The sequence below is a fragment of the Varibaculum cambriense genome (assembly GCF_022133705.1).
Classification (GTDB): Bacteria; Actinomycetota; Actinomycetes; order Actinomycetales; family Actinomycetaceae; genus Varibaculum; species Varibaculum cambriense_A.
On record NZ_JAKNHJ010000011.1, the window covers coordinates 1 to 18,500 of the forward strand.

17 protein-coding genes and 1 tRNA gene are annotated in these 18,500 nt (G+C 53.2%); 15 read left to right on the plus strand and 3 right to left on the minus strand.

The window, feature by feature from the left end:
* A partial coding sequence (locus L0M99_RS06245; protein ID WP_238128096.1) for a hypothetical protein occupies positions 1-201 on the plus strand: 201 nt, incomplete at its 5' end.
* 530 nt (positions 202-731) lie between these two features.
* A complete protein-coding gene (gene erm, locus L0M99_RS06250; protein WP_016456425.1) occupies positions 732-1,586 on the plus strand; it encodes a 23S ribosomal RNA methyltransferase Erm in 855 nt (284 codons plus the stop codon).
* Positions 1,587-1,656: 70 nt separating this feature from the next.
* Here erm and L0M99_RS06255 read toward each other — a convergent pair whose 3' ends face one another.
* Positions 1,657-2,127: a type IIL restriction-modification enzyme MmeI gene (locus tag L0M99_RS06255; RefSeq protein WP_425304311.1), complete on the minus strand. Its 471-nt coding sequence runs from the start codon at positions 2,125-2,127 to the stop codon at positions 1,657-1,659.
* A 287-nt stretch (positions 2,128-2,414) separates the two neighbouring features.
* On the opposite strand from L0M99_RS06255, the gene L0M99_RS06260 reads away from it, so the two are divergent.
* Together L0M99_RS06260 and L0M99_RS06265 are read left to right on the plus strand one after the other, a co-directional pair.
* Positions 2,415-2,717, plus strand: a complete 303-nt coding sequence (locus tag L0M99_RS06260) for a HigA family addiction module antitoxin (RefSeq protein WP_024058946.1) — start codon at positions 2,415-2,417, stop codon at positions 2,715-2,717.
* 293 nt (positions 2,718-3,010) lie between these two features.
* On the plus strand, positions 3,011-4,294 hold the full coding sequence (locus L0M99_RS06265; RefSeq protein WP_024058945.1) for an ATP-binding protein: 1,284 nt from the start codon (positions 3,011-3,013) through the stop codon (positions 4,292-4,294).
* Between the two features lie 142 nt (positions 4,295-4,436).
* Here the strand turns inward: L0M99_RS06265 and L0M99_RS06270 are convergent, their stop codons facing one another.
* Entirely contained in the window at positions 4,437-4,724 is a 288-nt protein-coding gene (locus tag L0M99_RS06270; protein WP_024058944.1) for a YciI family protein, read from the minus strand.
* A gap of 124 nt (positions 4,725-4,848) precedes the next feature.
* Between L0M99_RS06270 and xerD the strand changes: the two genes are divergently transcribed.
* From xerD to der, 8 genes are all read left to right on the plus strand, one after another.
* Entirely contained in the window at positions 4,849-5,802 is a 954-nt protein-coding gene (gene xerD, locus L0M99_RS06275; RefSeq protein ID WP_024058943.1) for a site-specific tyrosine recombinase XerD, read from the plus strand.
* Positions 5,803-6,334: 532 nt separating this feature from the next.
* The gene (locus tag L0M99_RS06280) at positions 6,335-7,171 is read left to right on the plus strand and encodes a ParA family protein (protein ID WP_238128141.1); all 837 of its coding nucleotides are present in this window, start codon (positions 6,335-6,337) and stop codon (positions 7,169-7,171) included.
* A complete protein-coding gene (locus tag L0M99_RS06285; protein ID WP_238128097.1) occupies positions 7,155-8,039 on the plus strand; it encodes a segregation and condensation protein A in 885 nt (294 codons plus the stop codon). Before L0M99_RS06280 ends, L0M99_RS06285 begins: the two co-directional genes overlap by 17 nt.
* Entirely contained in the window at positions 8,032-8,604 is a 573-nt protein-coding gene (gene scpB / locus L0M99_RS06290; RefSeq protein ID WP_238128098.1) for an SMC-Scp complex subunit ScpB, read from the plus strand. The genes L0M99_RS06285 and scpB overlap by 8 nt, the downstream gene beginning before the upstream one ends.
* 143 nt (positions 8,605-8,747) lie before the next feature.
* A complete protein-coding gene (locus L0M99_RS06295) occupies positions 8,748-9,527 on the plus strand; it encodes a pseudouridine synthase (protein ID WP_399337266.1) in 780 nt (259 codons plus the stop codon).
* A gap of 9 nt (positions 9,528-9,536) precedes the next feature.
* Positions 9,537-10,667, plus strand: a complete 1,131-nt coding sequence (locus L0M99_RS06300) for a prephenate dehydrogenase (RefSeq protein ID WP_024058938.1) — start codon at positions 9,537-9,539, stop codon at positions 10,665-10,667.
* A gap of 121 nt (positions 10,668-10,788) precedes the next feature.
* Positions 10,789-11,499: a (d)CMP kinase gene (gene cmk, locus L0M99_RS06305; RefSeq protein WP_238128100.1), complete on the plus strand. Its 711-nt coding sequence runs from the start codon at positions 10,789-10,791 to the stop codon at positions 11,497-11,499.
* A gap of 41 nt (positions 11,500-11,540) precedes the next feature.
* A complete protein-coding gene (gene der, locus L0M99_RS06310) occupies positions 11,541-12,980 on the plus strand; it encodes a ribosome biogenesis GTPase Der (RefSeq protein WP_238128101.1) in 1,440 nt (479 codons plus the stop codon).
* 235 nt (positions 12,981-13,215) lie between these two features.
* Here der and L0M99_RS06315 read toward each other — a convergent pair.
* Positions 13,216-13,301 (minus strand) — tRNA-Leu (locus tag L0M99_RS06315).
* 49 nt (positions 13,302-13,350) lie between these two features.
* On the opposite strand from L0M99_RS06315, the gene L0M99_RS06320 reads away from it, so the two are divergent.
* The 3 genes from L0M99_RS06320 to rpsA all read left to right on the plus strand — a co-directional run bounded on the left by L0M99_RS06320 (position 13,351) and on the right by rpsA (position 18,383).
* The gene (locus L0M99_RS06320) at positions 13,351-13,959 is read left to right on the plus strand and encodes an ANTAR domain-containing response regulator (protein WP_238128102.1); all 609 of its coding nucleotides are present in this window, start codon (positions 13,351-13,353) and stop codon (positions 13,957-13,959) included.
* 78 nt (positions 13,960-14,037) lie between these two features.
* Complete coding sequence (gene polA / locus L0M99_RS06325) at positions 14,038-16,701, plus strand: DNA polymerase I (RefSeq protein WP_238128103.1); 2,664 nt, start codon at positions 14,038-14,040, stop codon at positions 16,699-16,701.
* 224 nt (positions 16,702-16,925) lie between these two features.
* Positions 16,926-18,383, plus strand: coding sequence for a 30S ribosomal protein S1 (gene rpsA / locus L0M99_RS06330; protein ID WP_022865380.1), 1,458 nt, complete (start codon positions 16,926-16,928; stop codon positions 18,381-18,383).
* Positions 18,384-18,500 lie beyond the last annotated feature (117 nt).

The following is an 18,500-nucleotide window of genomic DNA, read 5'->3' on the forward strand; positions in this document are numbered from 1 at the left end:
ACACAGAGCGTCCTCGTTGAGGGCACGCTGCAGGGGTTGCAGCTATGTGACACGGGACACAATCGCAATCAAGGTGTCTCTTCTTATTTAGATTTTCTTCAAAAAGTGGAAAAATTACGAAACGAAAACCATTTACGCTGCTCAACGTATGTTTTTGTGTTTCGTAGTTTTGTTCTTTTCGTTTACGGGATTACGAAATGACCCGCAAATACCTACCGTGACCTGCGGTGATGTGTTTCGTATTTTTCTGCGTAATTTCACGTCGCCCGAAGCAGACACCCTGCCGTGTGCTTGCTGCAGGGCTGCGGCCGTCCCTCCATGTGGAGCGTCAGTGTCGATGCTGTAACTTAAACGTACATACATTTGTGGCGCTCTCGTTACGTGTCTGTGCATTGCCGAGCTCTTTACTGTTGTGTGTGGGCGCGCAGCCGTAGTGTCCGTGCCACTCCGAGTAGGGCGCGTCGTACCCCAAACCCATGTTCAATTAAATTCCAATCCAGAGAGGTCTTGCACTGTTGCGGTGCGGTTGTCTTCTTTCTCACCGTATTGGACCCTGCGAAATTAATTGGATACGATAGGCCCATGTTGATTTCAGGTTCCGTTTTCATGCGGCCGCTCACCAGCCGCTAAGGCGGTTTTCTCCCTCCCGCAGGTTAGAAACCGCTCCGGTCCTTTAGCCGGGCGGCCATTTGCCATGCCCGGCTCCGTTTCAACTCCACGGAGCACACCTGATGTCTACATACGGATACGGCCGTCACGAACATGGCCAAAATTTTCTCACAGACCACAAGATCATCAACTCCATCGTCGATCTTGTAAAACAAACCTCCGGCCCCATCATTGAGATCGGGCCAGGAAGCGGTGCCCTCACTCACCCGATATCCCACTTGGGGAGGGCAATAACGGCAGTTGAGGTAGACGCAAAACTAGCTGCCAAACTCACAAAAAAGACCGCCTCGGCGTCGGTCGAAGTGGTCCATGATGATTTCCTCAACTTCCCGTTACCCGCCACTCCCTGCGTCATTGTGGGAAACATTCCCTTTCACCTCACCACTGCCATTCTTCGAAAGTTGTTGCATGCGCCGGCATGGACTGCCGCTGTACTCCTCATGCAGTGGGAAGTCGCTCGCCGCCGGGCCGGGGTAGGTGCAAGCACGATGATGACAGCTCAGTGGTCCCCATGGTTCACGTTTCACCTTGGTTCCCGAGTACCAAGGTCTGCTTTCCGGCCACAGCCAAACGTTGACGGGGGGATCTTAGTGATCCGCCGGGTGGGTGACCCGAAGATCCCGATAGAGCAACGCAAAGCCTTTCAGGCGATGGTGCACACCGTTTTCACCGCCCGGGGACGCGGGATAGGGGAAATTCTCCGAAGGGCAGGGTTGTTTTCATCACGTTCAGAGACACAATCATGGTTGCGCTCGCGAGGAATCGACCCCGCAACCCTACCTCCCAGATTGCACACCAGCGACTGGATCGATCTCTTCCAGGTGACTGGTTCCTCTTCACCGCGCCATCGGCCCATTTCACAATCGGGAAGTAGTCAACGCCCTCCTCAACGGAAAAATCGAGGCCGGCGGCGGTAATCCCCCCACCACCAAAACCGAAATCCACCAGTAGTAGTGAACGACCCATGTTCGTCTACCGTGAGCCGCGTTATGGCAGTGACGTGTTCTCGTCGGGCACAGTCATAGTTCCCGGCGTTGCCAGCGACAGGGTTCTACACCCAGCAGCGGGACCGATCAAAATCACCCGCACGGGGAACGACCCTGCTGGTGGTTTCGATTTTGATGAAAGCGAGGAGACATAGCCCCTCGCCAACTCCCCGTAGCTGGCGAACAGTAGCTCCTGGCGCTGGCGCTCGTTGGTGAGTTTGCGTGCCACATCGAAAGCCTTATCGACTTCCCGGTCCAAGTTGTTGTGAGCCTTGAGCAGAATTGGGTCCATCGATAACGGGTTGTAGTGCTCCGCGAGTGACCGCTGGGGGTGCCGCTCGCGTGCCCGCAGCACCAACTGTCCAGCGTCGATGATTCGCTGCTGCGCCTTCTCATCTAGTTCACACAGAGCTGGTCCGCAGTTGTAGCTCCCGATGTACTCCGAAAAACGGAAAAAATAAATAGTGGGGATACATCAACCTTCCACTTTCCATTCTTCCGGCTCAGAGTATTGAGGGGTCTGGGACCGGGTCCGTAAACCCTTTATGTTTTTCGCGCACAGCGGTTTTTAGCGACGCACCCTATAGGTTTTCCGCAGAACCTATATGTGTTTCTGTGCACCCCCATATGTTGTCTGTTTCTAGCGGTATTTCGTTGTACTTTGCGCATCGAATAGTCATTTATCGACGACACTCCGTCGAATTCAAATTTAACGTCTAGCCATAATAACGTAATGCGTTAGCGGGGAGGTGAAGATCGTTGACTACCACTGAAAAGCTAAGCCCTATTCACCCCGGTGAAGTCCTCAGCGAAGACTTTCTTGCCGAAATGGATCTTAGCCAGAATAAACTAGCTGTCTCAATTGGGGTGCCGCCCCGGCGCATCAATGAAATTGTGCACGGCAAAAGAGGGATAAGCGCGGACACTGCCTTGCGTCTTTCGCGCTATTTTGGAACTTCTGCCGAGTTTTGGCTGAATCTCCAAACCCGCTATGAGCTTGATCTTGCCAGTGACCGCTCAAGAGCTGAACTTGAACGGATAAAACCCCGGCAAGTGGCGTAGGAGTAATGAGGGAGTGTCCCCTCTGCCTTGGTTGTATCCAGGAATTGCCGGACGATTTTTGTCAGGCGCGTCACTACTGGTTAGCTTTACTCAAGTCGCGCCAGATTGTTTTCCCGGCTGTAAGACTTTTCGGGTGAGTAAATCACCATGTGAATTAATAGTTCATAAGAACAATTCTTTGAAAAGTGCACAATGAATTGCTTGAAAAGTGCTCAGTAAATTCTCTGAAAAGTGCACAATGAATTGCTTGAAAAGTGCTCAATACCCAGGTAGAGTTCTTTTAGAGGTGGGTAATGAGCTTAATAAAACCAGGATATCGATCAAGACTTATTGACGAAAAGATTGCAAGATATTTAGGCATCTTCGGAGCTGTCTGTATTGAGGGGCCGAAGTGGTGCGGCAAGACCTGGACAAGCTTGGTACACGCAAATAGCGTCAGTTATCTAACTGATCGAAGTCAGCGTGACCTGGCAATGATTGATCCCAAATATATTTTTACTCATCAAAGTCCGCAATTGCTTGATGAATGGCAGATTGTTCCCGAGATTTGGGATGCAGTACGGCATGAGTGTGACACGGATCGGGAAAAAGGGAAATTTCTCCTGACTGGTTCAACCGCTTTGAAAGTCAATGAAGGTGAGCACGAAGTATTCCACTCCGGGGTAGGACGAATAGTAACCCTGCGCATGCATCCGATGAGCCTGTATGAATCAGGTGATTCCACCGGAGAAGTATCTCTATCTAGCCTACTTAAAGGAACTGTTGAAACGGGATACGTGGGCGAAGTGGATCTGGAAAAACTTGCCCGCCTCATCGTTAGAGGGGGATGGCCAGAAAATATCGATACGGCGGAGGAAGATTGCGGAGTTATTCCCGAAAGTTATATTGATTCTTTGGTAACTAAAGATATGCATGAAGGGGCAGGAAAGAAACGTAACCCGCACAAGATGCGTATGCTTTTACGTTCGCTTTCCAGGAATGAATCAACTCTAGTAGGAAACAAAACCCTGGTTAAAGATATCGAAGAATATGAAAACCAAGATGAACTAATCGAAAGCCGCGCAACCATCGCAGATTACCTCGGGGTCCTCGACAGTTTATATCTGACCGCGAATCAAGAAGCCTTTAGTCTCAATTACCGCTCCTCGGCAAGAATTGGGAAAGCCGCGAAAAAACATCTGGTGGATCCTTCCCTTTGCTGCGCAACCCTAGGATTGAGTGCTGAAAAACTGCTGTATGACCATGAAACTTTTGGACTACTGTTTGAGGCACTTGTAGAGCGGGATTTACGAATTTATGCCGATTATCATGGCGGGCATCTTTTCCATTTCCGTGATAACACTTCTGGAGATGAAGTAGATGCCATCCTCGAATTTAAGAATGGTGACTATGCGGCCTTTGAAATTAAATTAAGCGATGGCAGCATCAATGACGCGATAACCAGTCTTACCCGCTTCTACCGTTACGCGAAAAAGAAACCAAAAGTAATGGGAGTTATCGTTGGACACCTGCAAGCAGTAATGCAGGATAAAGAAACCGGAATCTACATAATTCCGGCCACCTCCCTCAAACCTTAACGGTTCTGCATCCGAGCAACAGTTAATGCACAGAGGTGGCAGGGGCTAAAATCCTTCAGCTCGCGCGGGGGACAGCAGTTAGATGGCGTATGCTAGTGCTCTGTGCCGCAGTTAAATCCAGGCTCCGCTAACAGGGCTCTGGCTAGGCGATTTGCCCGATAATCACGTTCCACTGGTGTACTTTGCGATCGGTGATGAAACCCGCCAAGAAGAAAGGATCTTCAGCTAAAGCGGCCAGGGCGTCCTCGCCAGATTCGGCTTCTACCGCGATTAGCGCGCCCGGATGCGGGTCATTAACCCAAGAACCCACCAGTTTTACTATGCCTTGAGAATGCAGGCCGCGCAGATGTGCACGGTGGTTAGGGCGCACCTCATCCATTTTGGAGGCAGCTGCCGGGTCATAAAAATATTCAATCGCGAATAACGCCATAAAAGATCACTCCTAAAATCAACTCTGCTTCTATTATTACCCCGGCAGCGAACTGACGCCGGAAAACAACTTTTGTCCCAGGTGGCGCTCAAGTAAAAATGGCTGCGCCCTCTAAAATAAGAATATGGACGAAATCGAGCAGGCGAGCGGGGCATATTTAGATCACCTGGCGATTGAACGCGGATTATCAAACAACACTGTCGGCTCCTATCGGCGTGACCTGGCGCGTTACCACGACTATTTAGCAGGTGCCGGTATTCATATCTTAGGCGAAATCACCCCGGAAACTTTGCGGACGTTTTTGCAGGCAGCCGCAGCTGGAGAAGATGGGAAAAAATCGTTGGCGGCCTCTTCTATCGCCCGGCTAATGGCCTGCCTGCGCGGATTCCATGGTTTTACGTTAAGTGAGCGCCTCAGCAGCGTTGATCCTACCGAAAACCTAGAAAATCCCCGCTTAGCGCGGCCGCTCCCCAAAGCACTAACTATCACGCAAACCCGCGCTTTACTTGAAGCCTTTAGCGGAGAAGATCCGGCTTCTTTGCGCTCGCGGGCGCTGCTAGAAACCCTATATGCTTCGGGAGCTAGAGTGAGTGAAGTGTGCTCCCTCGATGTGGATGATTTAGGGATTCTAGCTGGTAGTGAGGCGGAAAAGACAGGGGAGAACCCGATTACCCTGGTGACCGTAACCGGTAAAGGCAATAAGCAGCGCCTGGTGCCGCTAGGAGAATACGCGGTTAATGCCCTAGAAGCGTATCTGGTGAGGGCGCGTCCACAGCTAGCCCAAAAAGGCCGGGGTAGTTCGGCACTGTTCTTGAATCTGCGGGGAGGGCGACTATCGCGACAAAGTGCCTGGAATATTATTCGCGAGGCCGCAGAAAAAGCGGGCATTAAAACGGCGGTTTCCCCCCACAGCCTGCGGCATTCTTTTGCCACCCATATGTTAGAGGGCGGGGCGGACGTTCGGGTAGTGCAAGAGCTGCTCGGTCACGTGAACGTAACTACCACCCAGATCTATACCAAGGTCACCGCCACTTTGTTGCGTGAGGTGTATCAAGAAACCCATCCGCGTGCTCGGTAGCAGACACGGGTATGCGAGTTGTGCGTGGTGGTAATTGGTGGTGCTGGGTAGTGCGGGGAAAATATTTTTCCTCCTGCCCAAAGTCTGGAAAATACAGACGTATTTTCTCAGACTTTATGCCCACCGCGCCTACTCGGATAAAATATTTTCCCCGCACAGGGGGTCACCGCACCTACTCGGATATAATCTGAGCCCCATTTTTTCTGGTTCGTGCCTACTCGAAAAAATCTAGTCTCCGTACTAAAGCATCGCAGCTGGCCTGAAAAATATAATCTCCTCATCGTGTGTTACTGCTCGAATGAGGGCTTTATTCCCCATTTCCGCAAGTTAGTTTAGGTACCTGGGGATTCATGACTACTTTCAAATCTCTATCTAGGTGGTTACTGTCGCCTGTGTTTTTTATATGCCAGTAGCGGGATACCGATTTCACGGTACCGAGCGGGGGATAAAAAGCACGTTGCGCGCCGCTTGGTAACATTTTTTCTCTGGTTGTCATATCGTTAGAAGAGTGAGTGAGATTCAACCCGGTTTGATGCCCCCGCCAACCCCGAAGGATGCGGAGTTTCCCGCCCCGGCGCCCCTACAGTCCCATGGGCCCGCGCGAATTATTGCTATGTGCAACCAAAAAGGCGGGGTCGGCAAAACTACCACCACCATTAACTTGGCTGCTTCTTTGGCAGAGTATGGGCGCAAGGTGCTGATTGTAGATTTTGATCCCCAAGGCGCCGCCACTGCCGGTTTGGGAGTAAACGGCAACGACTTGGACGCGACTATCTACAATGTGCTCCTTGATCGCAACGTTAACGCGGAGCAGGTTATTCATCCCACCGCGATTGCAGGCATGGATCTGGTGCCCGCGAATATCGATCTTTCGGCTGCCGAGATTCAAATGGTTAACGAGGTCGCCCGAGAAATGGCGCTCTCCCGCGCCCTCCATCCGGTGAGCGACAAATATGACGTGATCTTGATTGACTGTCAACCCTCCCTGGGATTGCTCACCGTTAACGCCCTGACTGCGGCTCACGGGGTAATGATCCCGATGGAAACCGAGTTTTTTGCTCTACGCGGGGTAGCCCTGCTGGTAGAAACCATTGAAAAAGTCCGTGATCGCCTGAACCCGAAACTCAAAATTGACGGGATCTTAGCGACTATGGTCGATACCCGCACTTTGCATTCGCGAGAAGTAATGGAGCGTCTACAAGAAGCTTTCGGGGATCGGGTCTACCAGACCGTGATTCGCCGGACTGTAAAGTTCCCAGACGCTTCGGTGGCGACCGAACCGATCACTACTTTTGCGCCCTCTCATCCGGGAGCCGAGGCCTACCGGCAATTGGCGCGCGAGGTTATTGCTCGTGGTGACACCGCCTAACTCTCCGGCAGCTCCCAGTAACCACCAAGAGGTAAACAGGGAGGAGGAAGCGCTTTTCCCCTCCCAGCTAGCGGAAAAGACGGATCCCGAAAAAGCGCCTCCTTTTGAACTGGAACTAGAGGTATTCTCCGGGCCGCTAGATCTGCTCCTCACCCTGATAATCAAAAACAAGCTGGATATTACCGAAGTGGCATTAGCTGAGGTAACCGATGATTTTATCGCCTATATGCAGGCGTTTCCGGATCTATCGCAAGCCTCCCAGTTCCTAGAAATTGCGGCAACTTTGTTGAATATCAAGGCCAGTCAATTGCTACCCGGAGAAGAAATTGAGGAACTGGATCCCGAATATTTAGAGGCGCGTGACCTGCTGTTTTCTCGGCTCTTGCAATACCGTGCCTATAAGGAAGTTGCAGAATATTTACGAGGGCGCATTGGGGAAGGGCAGGCCTACTATCCGCGGGAAGTTCCCCTGCCCGCCAAGTTCGCTCGCCTTTTGCCGCCGTTGCGAGTGGATTTCACCCCCGAAGATTTAGCCCGCGCCGCCGCCGATGCCTTTACCCGCCGCCCTCCTCAAGTATCCCTGTCCCATCTGCACCTGCCGCAAGCCTCCCTGGCAGAGCAAGCCCAAATCGTGGTGGCCGAGTTAAAAAGAAATGGCAAAGCTAGCTTTAGTGAGCTAAGTCGTTCCGCCAAAAACGCCACTGAAAGAGTCACCCGCTTCCTAGCTTTACTGGAGCTTTACCGGCACCGCTGCGTGGAATTTACCCAAGAAAGCGCGCTGGAAGAACTATATGTGACCTTAGATACCAAGGAAATTCCCGACTTCAATAACTTTATTTTCGATGAATATGGAGCCACCGATGACTAACTCCGCCGATAAACAGCTACTGGCCGCCTTGGAGGCAATATTGATTGTAGCCAGCGAGCCACTCAGCCCCGAGGAACTTGCGCCGCGTCTACAAAGCAGCCCCCAGCAGGTCAAGGCGGCTTTAGAGCAACTACGGGCCGAATATGCGGGCGAAACCACTCGACCTCACGGATTCGTGTTACGCAACGTGGCCGGGGGGTGGCGGATCTATTCTGCCCCCGAACAAGAAGAAATCGTTGCCAACTTCCTCACCCAAGGGGGAACCTCCCATTTATCAAATCCGGCTTTAGAAACCTTGGCCGTGATCGCTTATCGACAACCGGTTTCCCGCTCGGTAATCGCCGGTATTAGGGGAGTGAGCGTAGATGGGGTAGTGCGCACCCTGTTGGCGCATGATCTGATTGAAGAAGTTGAGCGAACCGAGTCTGGAGCGATTCTGTACGGCACCACCACCAGTTTCTTAGAACGGATGGGACTGGCCAGCCTGGAGGAGCTCCCGCCGCTGGCGCCGCATTTGCCGGCCAATGAAGAGCTAGACGAGCTAGAAGCCCGGCTCAAACAATAATTTGCCTCCGCGATAGGATGAAGGCAGTTAAGAAATAGAATCCAATAGGAGAAGCCAAGTTGACTGATCTTAGTTCCTATCAGGAAAGCGATGAGGGTACCGACCGGCAGGGGCGACCAGCAGATAAGATTCCCTTAGCGCCGATGCCGCCGCGGCGTAAAAACCCGCAGGTGGTGGCAAAACCGCAAGCAGCTACCGAAAGCGGCAAAGAAGAGCGACTACAAAAGGTCTTGGCGGCCGCCGGGGTAGCATCCCGGCGTGCCTGTGAAAAACTGATCGTTTCTGGGCGGGTGAAAGTCAACGGGAAAGTAGTGCGCGAGTTAGGCACTAAAGTTGATCCCAATCAGGTGATGCTGCATGTAGATGGGCAGCTAGTGATAATGGATGATTCCCGGGTCACTATCGCGCTGAATAAGCCCACCGGGGTGGAATCGTCTCTGCGCGGAGACCCCCACGACCTTACCCAGTTTTTGACCGACTACCGGGAAAGACTGTTCCATGTGGGCAGGCTAGACGTGGATACTTCCGGGCTGTTACTGCTTACTAATGATGGGGAACTCGCGAACCGGCTTACCCACCCCTCCTGGGAGGTACCAAAAACCTATCTAGCCACCGTTAAAGGCAAATTTACCGGTAAAACTGCCCAAGAACTGCGCTCCGGAATTATGTTGGAGGACGGGTTTGCGCAAGCTGACCGGGTATCAATAAAAGGTACTCATGGCGGGCTTACCTTAGTGGAAATAGAGTTACATCTGGGTAGAAACCGGATTGTGCGCCGAATGTTAGAAGAGGTAGGTGCCCCGGTGATGGAATTATCCCGGATCGCGCACGGCACCGTGAAACTGGGGACGTTGCCCCTGGGAGCCACCCGCCGCCTCTCAAAGCCTGAGCTGAGTGTACTAATGCAGAGCGTCGGTCTTTAGGGTGGAACTATGGCAAACACGCACTCGCCACTTTCTGGAAACCAAGTGGGTACCACTGGCCCAGTATTGATTATTGGAGCCGGCCTACTAGGTGCGTCCCTGGGGATGCGACTGAGCAAACTGGGACTCCCGGTTTTTTTACGGGATATTTATCCGGTAGTTAGCGCCCTGGCCTGCGATATGGGTGCCGGTAATACCTGGGAGGAAAACTCCCCTGAACCTGCGCTAGTAGTGGTAGCCACCCCGCCAGATGTCGCTGCTGATCAGGTGATCGCCGCGTTAAAAGAGTTCCCGGATGCCCTCGTTACTGATGTGGCCTCGGTTAAAAGCGTGATTTTAGAGGAAGTTTCGCAGGCGGGGGCAGATCTAACCCGCTATGTAGGCTCGCACCCGATGGCGGGCAGGGAACGTTCCGGCACGGCGTTTGCCCGCGAAGACCTGTTTGAATCTCGCCCGTGGGTAATAGTTCCCAATGAGAAAACCTCCCCGGGAGCAGTTTTAGCAATGCGTAGTCTCGCTTTAGATGTAGGTTCCCTGCCGCTGCAATTAGATGCGGAGACTCACGACCAATCTGTGGCTCTGGTTTCACATGTTCCCCAATTGGTATCTTCGCTGTTGGCCGCGCAACTGGCGAAAGCGATGCCACAATCTTTAGGACTAGCAGGGCAAGGACTGCGCGACACTACCCGGATTGCTTCTTCCGATCCGGCTCTGTGGGCAGCAATCATTGCGGGTAACGCCGAACATGTAGCGAAAGTGCTACGGGGATTTAGTGATGATATGCAGCAAGTTTTGCACGCCCTCGAACATCCCGGAGCTGTGATTCCTTCCCCCAGCTTGGTGGGAGCAGTAACTTTAGCTATGCGGCAAGGTAACTTGGGGGTGGCACGCATCCCCGGCAAACACGGAGGCGCACCCCGGCGTTACCAGGAAGTAATGGTAAAGGTTCCCGATGAACCCGGAACTTTAGGACAGCTTTTCCAAGCGGTAGGCGATACCGGTATCAATATTGAGGATTTAGAGCTAGAACATTCCCCAGGGGCTGCCTTCGGGATAGCCCGTTTGGCCATTGAGCCTAACTCCGCGGCCTTGCTAGCCGAAAAACTGGAGATAAAAGGCTGGGAAATCGTAGCCTCTTAATTTATTCCCCGCAGTTCTTCGCTAGGAAGCTATCCTAAATGGCGATAAATAGCATAGTATCTAAGGGGAGGGACGCATTCGCGCGTTCCAGTATTGATGCTTTCGGAAGGGTTATAACGCTATGTCAGGTGACGGTTCGCAATACGTTAGCCAGCAGATTCTTGGAGCCGGCTTGGTAATCGCTATTGATGGCCCCAGCGGGGCAGGAAAATCGACCATCGCGCGCCTATCGGCAGCGGAGCTGGGCACTAACTTTTTAAACACTGGCGCCATGTATCGCGCCCTGACCTGGTACGCCCTGCAGCAAGGAACAGATTTAAATGATCCCTCGGCGCTGGCTATGCTGGCCTCTTCAATTCCGATGCAGGTAGAAGCGGTTGCCCATGCCCCGCGGGTATTAATCGAGGGTCGCGATGTGACTCGTTTCCTGCACTCTCAGGAAGTAAACAGCGCGGTCAGCCAAGTTAGCGCGGTGCCCGGGGTGCGTGAACAAATGATTGCCCGCCAGCGGCAAATTATTCAGGCTGCCCAAGCATCTGGGCGCGGGATCGTAGCCGAAGGGCGCGATATTACTACCGTGGTTGCCCCAAATGCGGACGTTAAAATTTTGCTCACCGCCTCCCCCGAGGTGCGCGAGCAACGCCGCGCCAGGCAGTCAGGCGCAGGCAGCGATGCGGTAGCCGCTCGTGACCTAGCCGACTCCCAGGTAAATAACTTCACTACTCCCGCTCCCGGAGTTGAGCTGCTGGATTCCTCTGACCTGGATGAGCAAGAAACTATGGAAGCAGTAGTGGAAATCGTTGGGCGGACTTTCCGGGCTCGTCAAGGCTGAGGTTTCGCCAAAGCCCCCTGCACTCGCCTAAACTGAAAGGCGTGAGTGAAGACCTAAAACCTGCGGATTCTGCTAATCTGCTCAATGAAATTGAGCTACAGGAAGACGACCTGGAGCTACTTGAGGGCGAAGCTGCCGCCCCGCGAACGCCGGATACTCGCGCACTACCGGTACTAGCGGTTATCGGGCGCCCAAATGTCGGTAAATCCACCCTGGTTAACCGAATTTTGGGGCGACGCGCAGCGGTAGTACAAGACCAACCGGGAGTAACCCGTGACCGGGTACGTTACCAGGCGCAGTGGGCCGGCAAAGATTTCCAATTGTTAGATACTGGCGGTTGGGAATTGGGCGTCAAAGGTTTGGATCAGATGGTGGCGACGCAAGCCGAAGCCTCTATCCAACTTGCCGATGCGGTGCTATTTGTGACCGATGCTGGGGTGGGTGCGACTGAAACCGATATGCAGATTGCTCGGATTTTGCAGCGCTGCAATAAACCGGTGATTTTAGTAGCCAATAAGGTTGATTCCGAGCGGATAGAGGCCGATGCGGCGGCGCTGTGGTCCCTGGGTTTAGGCGAACCCTTCCCACTGTCTGCCCTGCATGGGCGGGGCAGTGGTGACTTGTTGGATAAAGCTATTGCGATGCTGCCGGAAGAATCCCAGTATTCGCGGGCGCTTCCGGAGGGCAGTCCGGGACGAGTTGCTTTGATTGGGCGCCCGAATGTGGGCAAATCTTCGCTACTGAACGCCCTCGCCGGGCAGCAGCGAGTGGTGGTCAACGAACTGGCCGGTACTACCCGTGATCCGGTCGATGAAGTAATCGAGATCGCTGGGGTTCCTTGGACTTTCGTAGACACCGCGGGGATTCGCCGCCGGATGCTCAAGAGCCGGGGTGCTGACTTTTATGCTTCTTTGCGTACCCAAAGCGCGATTGAGGAGGCCGATGTGGCCATGGTGTTGCTCGATGCCTCCCAGTCTTTGGCCAGCGCCGATATCAGGATAATTGAGGAAGTCATCTCTGCAGGTCGGGCTCTGGTTTTGGTAAATAATAAGTGGGACTTGCTGGACGAGGAACGCCGTCACGACTTGGAACGTGAATGGGAATTGCAACTGTCTCACGTGGATTGGGCTCCGCGGATTAACCTTTCTGCGAAAACCGCCTGGCATACTAACCGGATCCAGGGCGCTTTGGCACAGGCCCTTGCCGGTTGGAACACCCGGATTACTACCAGTGAACTAAATACTTTCCTGGGACGTTTAGTTGCCGAACATCCCCACCCGGTTAGAGGAGGAAAACAACCACGGATCATGTTCGCTACTCAGGTTTCTGCGGCTCCGCCCCGATTCGTGTTCTTTACTACCGGGTTCTTAGAGCCGGCATATTGGCGTTTTATCGAGAATCGTCTGCGCGAAGAGTACGGTTTTGTCGGCAGCCCTATCCAGATCTCGGTCCGGGTGCGCGAACGCCGCAAGCGTAACTAACCCCGTGCGTTCGGTCGGCGCCAGGCAGCAGGGGCAAGTGTGCTTCCGCGCCGATGTCTGCCTAGAAAAATAGTTATTATCCGGGTTGATTGTGTCTTAGTGAGCATTTTCATAACGGGTATTTTTAGGGCGGATCCGCCGCAGAATGCTAAACAACCCCGGCCTAATCGGGAATGCAACAGCGTAAATAACGCCCGGTCAAAACGCTGATACCTTGGGTTTAAGGCCTGATCAGTACCTCGAGTGGGACTCGAACCCACATGTCCGGTGAAGGACGGCGGATTTTGAATCCGCTGCGTCTACCAATTCCGCCATCGAGGCTTTTTCGTAACGCTGTTAAGCGCGACGGGTTTCAGTCTAATATAGACTCGTGGCAACTTCGAAATCTAATACTAAGAATAATCAGACTGTCTCCCCTAAAGTGCTGGTAGCGGAGGATGAAACCCTGATCCGCCTGGATATTGTGGAAACTCTCACTGATGCCGGCTACGAAGTAGTGGCCGAAGCCGGAGATGGAGAGGCCGCCTATCAGGCAGCTTTGGAAAATCATCCTGACCTGTGCGTAATGGATGTGAAGATGCCTAAAATGGACGGAATCACAGCTGCGGAAAAAATCATGAAGGAAATCTCTTGCGCAGTAGTGATGCTCACCGCATTTTCGCAAAAAGAGTTGGTGGAACGGGCGCGAGATGCTGGTGCCATGGCCTATGTCGTTAAACCTTTCACTCCCGCCGAACTTTTGCCTGCGATAGAAATCGCGCTTTCGCGGCATGCAGAGATTCAATCTTTGGAAGGTGAAGTAGCTGACTTGCAGGATCGTTTCGAGACTCGCAAAGTGGTAGATCGGGCTAAAGGTCTACTGATGGAAAACATGGAAATGAGTGAACCGGATGCTTTCCGGTGGATCCAGACTACTTCCATGAATCGGCGCCTGACTATGCGAGAAGTTGCGGAGGCAGTTGTAGAACAGATCGGGTAGAACCGGCTTGAACAGTAGCGATAGTCGGCTGCTGTGAGGATAAGGCCTTTCCTCTAGGATAGCTAATAGGAGGAAAACATGGCTGACAAGAAAACCCTGCTAGTAGTTGACGGGCATTCCGCAGCTTTTCGCGCGTTCTACGCCCTCGATCCCGCAAATTTCCGTACCCAAGAGGGGCAATACACTAATGCAGTGTTCGGGTTCTTGCGGATGCTAGTAAAAATGCTGCAGGACGAGCAACCCGACTATTTGGCAGTAGCGTTCGATGTTTCTCGCCATTCTTTCCGCACCGATCAATACCCGGAATACAAAGCCGGACGGAAACCCACCCCGCCCGAGTTTGCTGGACAAGTTGACCTGATTAAAGAGGCGCTCGCTCACCTGGGGGTCACCACTTTAGAACAAGAAAATATCGAGGCCGACGATATTTTAGCTACCCTAGCTAGCCGCGGCAGCGCCGCCGGGATTCGAGTACTGGTCGCTAGCGGGGATCGCGACACCTTCCAGTTATCAAACGAGCAGGTTACAGTGCTCTATCCTTCTCGCTCGATAACCGACCTCAAACGGATGACCCCTCAGGCGATTGCAGAAAAATATGGAGTGCCACCACACCGCTATCCCGAGATTGCCGCCTTGGTGGGAGAAAAAGCCGATAACCTTCCAGGGGTTCCGGGAGTGGGGGAGAAGACCGCTGCCTCCTGGATTAATAAATATGACGGTTTAGCGGGAGTAATCGCCCACGCCGCCGATATTGGGGGAAAACGCGGGGAAGACCTGCGCGCTCACCTAGAGGATGTTAAACGCAACCGGAAACTGAATGCGCTGCTGACTGATCTGGATTTAGGGGTTGAGGTTTCAGAACTCACCTTTGGGAAAGCTGATGCGGCAAAGCTAGAAAAACTGCTCGATAAATTGGAGATTGGGGAGGGTACTCGTCAGGCTTTAGCTAGTATTCCCGCATTCGCCCTCGGAGAAAAGCTTGCGGAAAAACGCCCCGAAGTTGAACTTATTGCCCCGGACAAAGTGGCCGGCTGGATAACGGAGCTGACCGGTTCGGTAGGGGTGGTAGTTGAGGGAGTGACCACTCCCGGCAGCGGGGAGGCCACCCAGGTTACTTTGGCCAGCAAAAATGAAGCTGCCAGTATTAGCTTGATCGAGGGACACGTAGAAACCGTAGCGGCGCTGCGCCAGTGGCTGCAAAATCCGCAAGGCAGTGTTTTCCATAACTGGAAGAGCGCCTGGCACGCCCTCAAAGGAGCTGGAATCGCGCTCGGTTTACCTAGCTGGGACACTGAAATTGCCGGTTACCTGCTGGATCCTTCTGCCCGCTCTTATGATATTGAGGTTTTAAGCGGCAAGCTCTTGGGACGGGCTTTGGTGGTGGAAGAAAAGGAAGCCAGCGGACAGACCGCACTGGATTTTTCGGGTGTTTCTAACACGAAGACGGCGCAGATTGCGGCGGCGTTGCCCGAGATTTCCAGCGCCGAGCAAGGGCGCTTAGCTACTGGAGGCGCCGAACATTTGTGGCTAGAGATGGAACGGCCGGTCGCTAAGATTCTTGCCCAGATGGAAGATACCGGGATCGCAGTCTCAGATCAGGTTTTAGGGGATCTCGAGGCCGATTTAAGACGGCAAACCGAGGACGCTAAGCAGGCGGCTAGAAGCGAAGTAGATCGGCCGGAGCTGAATCTATCTAGCCCCAAACAGTTACAAGAAGTTTTATTTGACCAGCTGGGGATGCCGAAAACGAAAAAAACTCGCACCGGATATACCACGAATGCGGACGCCCTGGAGTGGCTGTTTAGTAAAACCCAGCATCCGTTCTTGCAGTATTTGCTGGCGCACCGGGACTCGATAAAACTTTTGCAGACCGTGGAAGGACTGCAAAAGGCAGTGCATGATGATGGGCGGATCCACACCACCTTTAAGCAAACTGTGACTGCTACCGGCCGGCTTTCCTCTGCCGATCCGAACTTGCAAAACATCCCGGTGCGTTCGGAAACTGGGCAACGTATCCGGGAAGCCTTCGTTTGCGGATCCGGATTTGAAAACTTGATGAGCGTGGATTATTCCCAGATTGAGATGCGGGTAATGGCGCATATGTCGGGGGATCAAGATCTGATCGCCGCCATTAATACCGGTGAAGATTTACACCGCACTATGGCCGCTATGATTTTTGGGATTCCGTCCGAGCAAGTCGATGACCAGATGCGTTCGAAGGTAAAAGCCACTTCCTATGGTTTGGCTTACGGCTTGTCGGCTTATGGTCTGGCCAATCAGCTGCGAATTGGCCAGAAGGAAGCAGAGAAACTGATGGAGCGTTACTTCGCCCGTTTTGGAAAAGTACGCAGCTATTTGCGGCAGATCGTGGAGGAGGCACGCAAACGCGGCTATACCGAAACTATGCAGGGACGGCGCCGGCAACTGCCCGATCTTAGAAGCTCCAATCACACTTTGCGACGCATGGCGGAGCGGGCTGCCCTCAACGCTCCTATCCAGGGAACGGCTGCAGATTTGATGAAGCAGGCCATGATCCGGGTAGATCAGGAACTGAAAGCCCAAAAACTCTCCTCGCGGGTGTTACTGCAGATTCACGACGAATTAATCCTGGAAGTTGCGCCAGGGGAGGAGACGGAGCTGCGCGCCCTCGTGGAAGAAGCGATGGGGCATGCTGCGGAGCTGTCCGTACCTCTGGTAGTCGGCATCGGGGTAGGCAAAAACTGGCGGAGCGCCGCCCATTAACTAGATCTTTTCAGCGGCAGCGGTGAACAAAACCCGCAAGCTTTCACCTTGCTCGCGGCCTGGTGACACTGTGTTATCGCCTACATTTTGCCAAAATAGCCTTCGTAAGCGGTCTTTCGGCTGGAGCTGGACGGGTTTTTGCTGATAGGCTCGACAAGGTTTCTCTTACGGGGAACCAAATTGTCCATATTGTCTATTAAGTCCGTTTTGGAGAAATTATCTCTATGACCACCTCTACTGAGCAGCTGGATCAAGTTGCCGTAAACGATATCGGTTCACAAGAAGAACTACTTGCTGCAATCGATAAAACTATTAAGTACTTTGGCGATGGCGACATCGTTACCGGTACTGTCGTGCGGGTCGACCGCGATGAAGTCCTCCTCGATATTGGTTATAAAACCGAGGGCGTTATCCTCTCCCGCGAGCTATCCATCAAACATGATGTGAGTCCCGAAGACGTTGTCCAGGTGGGCGACGAAATCGAAGCCCTGGTATTGCAAAAGGAAGACAAGGAGGGGCGCTTACTACTTTCGAAGAAGCGTGCCCAATACGAGCGTGCCTGGGGCGACGTCCAGAAGGTCAAGGAAGCCGATGGCGTAGTCACCGGTACCGTGATCGAGGTGGTCAAGGGCGGTCTGATTTTGGATATCGGTCTGCGTGGTTTCTTGCCTGCTTCTCTGGTAGAGATGCGCCGGGTACGTGACCTCGCTCCCTATATCGGTCGGGAGCTCGAAGCCAAGATTATTGAACTGGATGAGAACCGCAATAACGTGGTGCTTTCCCGTCGTGCCTGGTTGGAGCAAACCCAGGCGGAGGTACGCACCCAGTTCCTGGATACCTTACAAAAGGGACAAATCCGTTCCGGCGTGGTTTCCTCCATCGTCAACTTTGGTGCCTTCGTGGACCTGGGCGGAGTGGACGGCCTGGTGCACGTATCCGAACTGTCCTGGAAGCATATCGATCACCCCTCCGAGGTTGTCGAAGTTGGCCAGGAAGTTTCGGTCGAGGTACTGGATGTGGATATGGATCGCGAACGGGTTTCGCTGTCCTTGAAGGCCACCCAGGAAGATCCTTGGCAGACCTTCGCTCGTACCCACGCTATCGGCCAAGTGGTGCCGGGCAAGGTAACCAAACTGGTTCCCTTCGGCGCGTTCGTTCGGGTCGAGGACGGAATCGAAGGCTTGGTGCATATCTCTGAACTGGCGCAGCGTCACGTAGAGGTGCCGGAGCAGGTAGTTAAAGTTGGCGAAGAAGTATTCGTTAAAGTTATCGATATTGATTTGGATCGTCGCCGGATTTCGCTTTCGCTTAAGCAGGCGAACGAGGGCGTTGACCCCAACACTACCGAGTTTGATCCTTCGCTGTATGGCATGACCGCCGAATACGACGAAGAGGGCAACTACAAGTACCCCGAAGGCTTCGATCCGGAAACCAATGAATGGATGGAAGGCTACGAGGCACAGCGGGAAGCTTGGGAAGAAGAATATGCTCAGGCAGAAGCCCGTTGGAAGGCGCACAAGGAACAGGTGGCTAAGGCTCTGGAAGCCGACACCGAGGCCGCCGCTACCCGTCCGGATCCCGCAGAGAACGCTAGCTACTCCACCGAGAGTGAAGACTCGGCCGGTACTTTGGCTTCCGATGAAGCCCTAGCAGCTCTCCGCGAGAAGCTAACTGGCGAATAAACAGTTAATCGCAGTTCTCCTGAAGAACTGTGACGCTTAACTTTCAGGGTGGGCAGAAGCAGAAATGCTTCTGCCCACCCTGTTTTATTTTTAAAGGCAGAGCCTTGAAACGTGGAT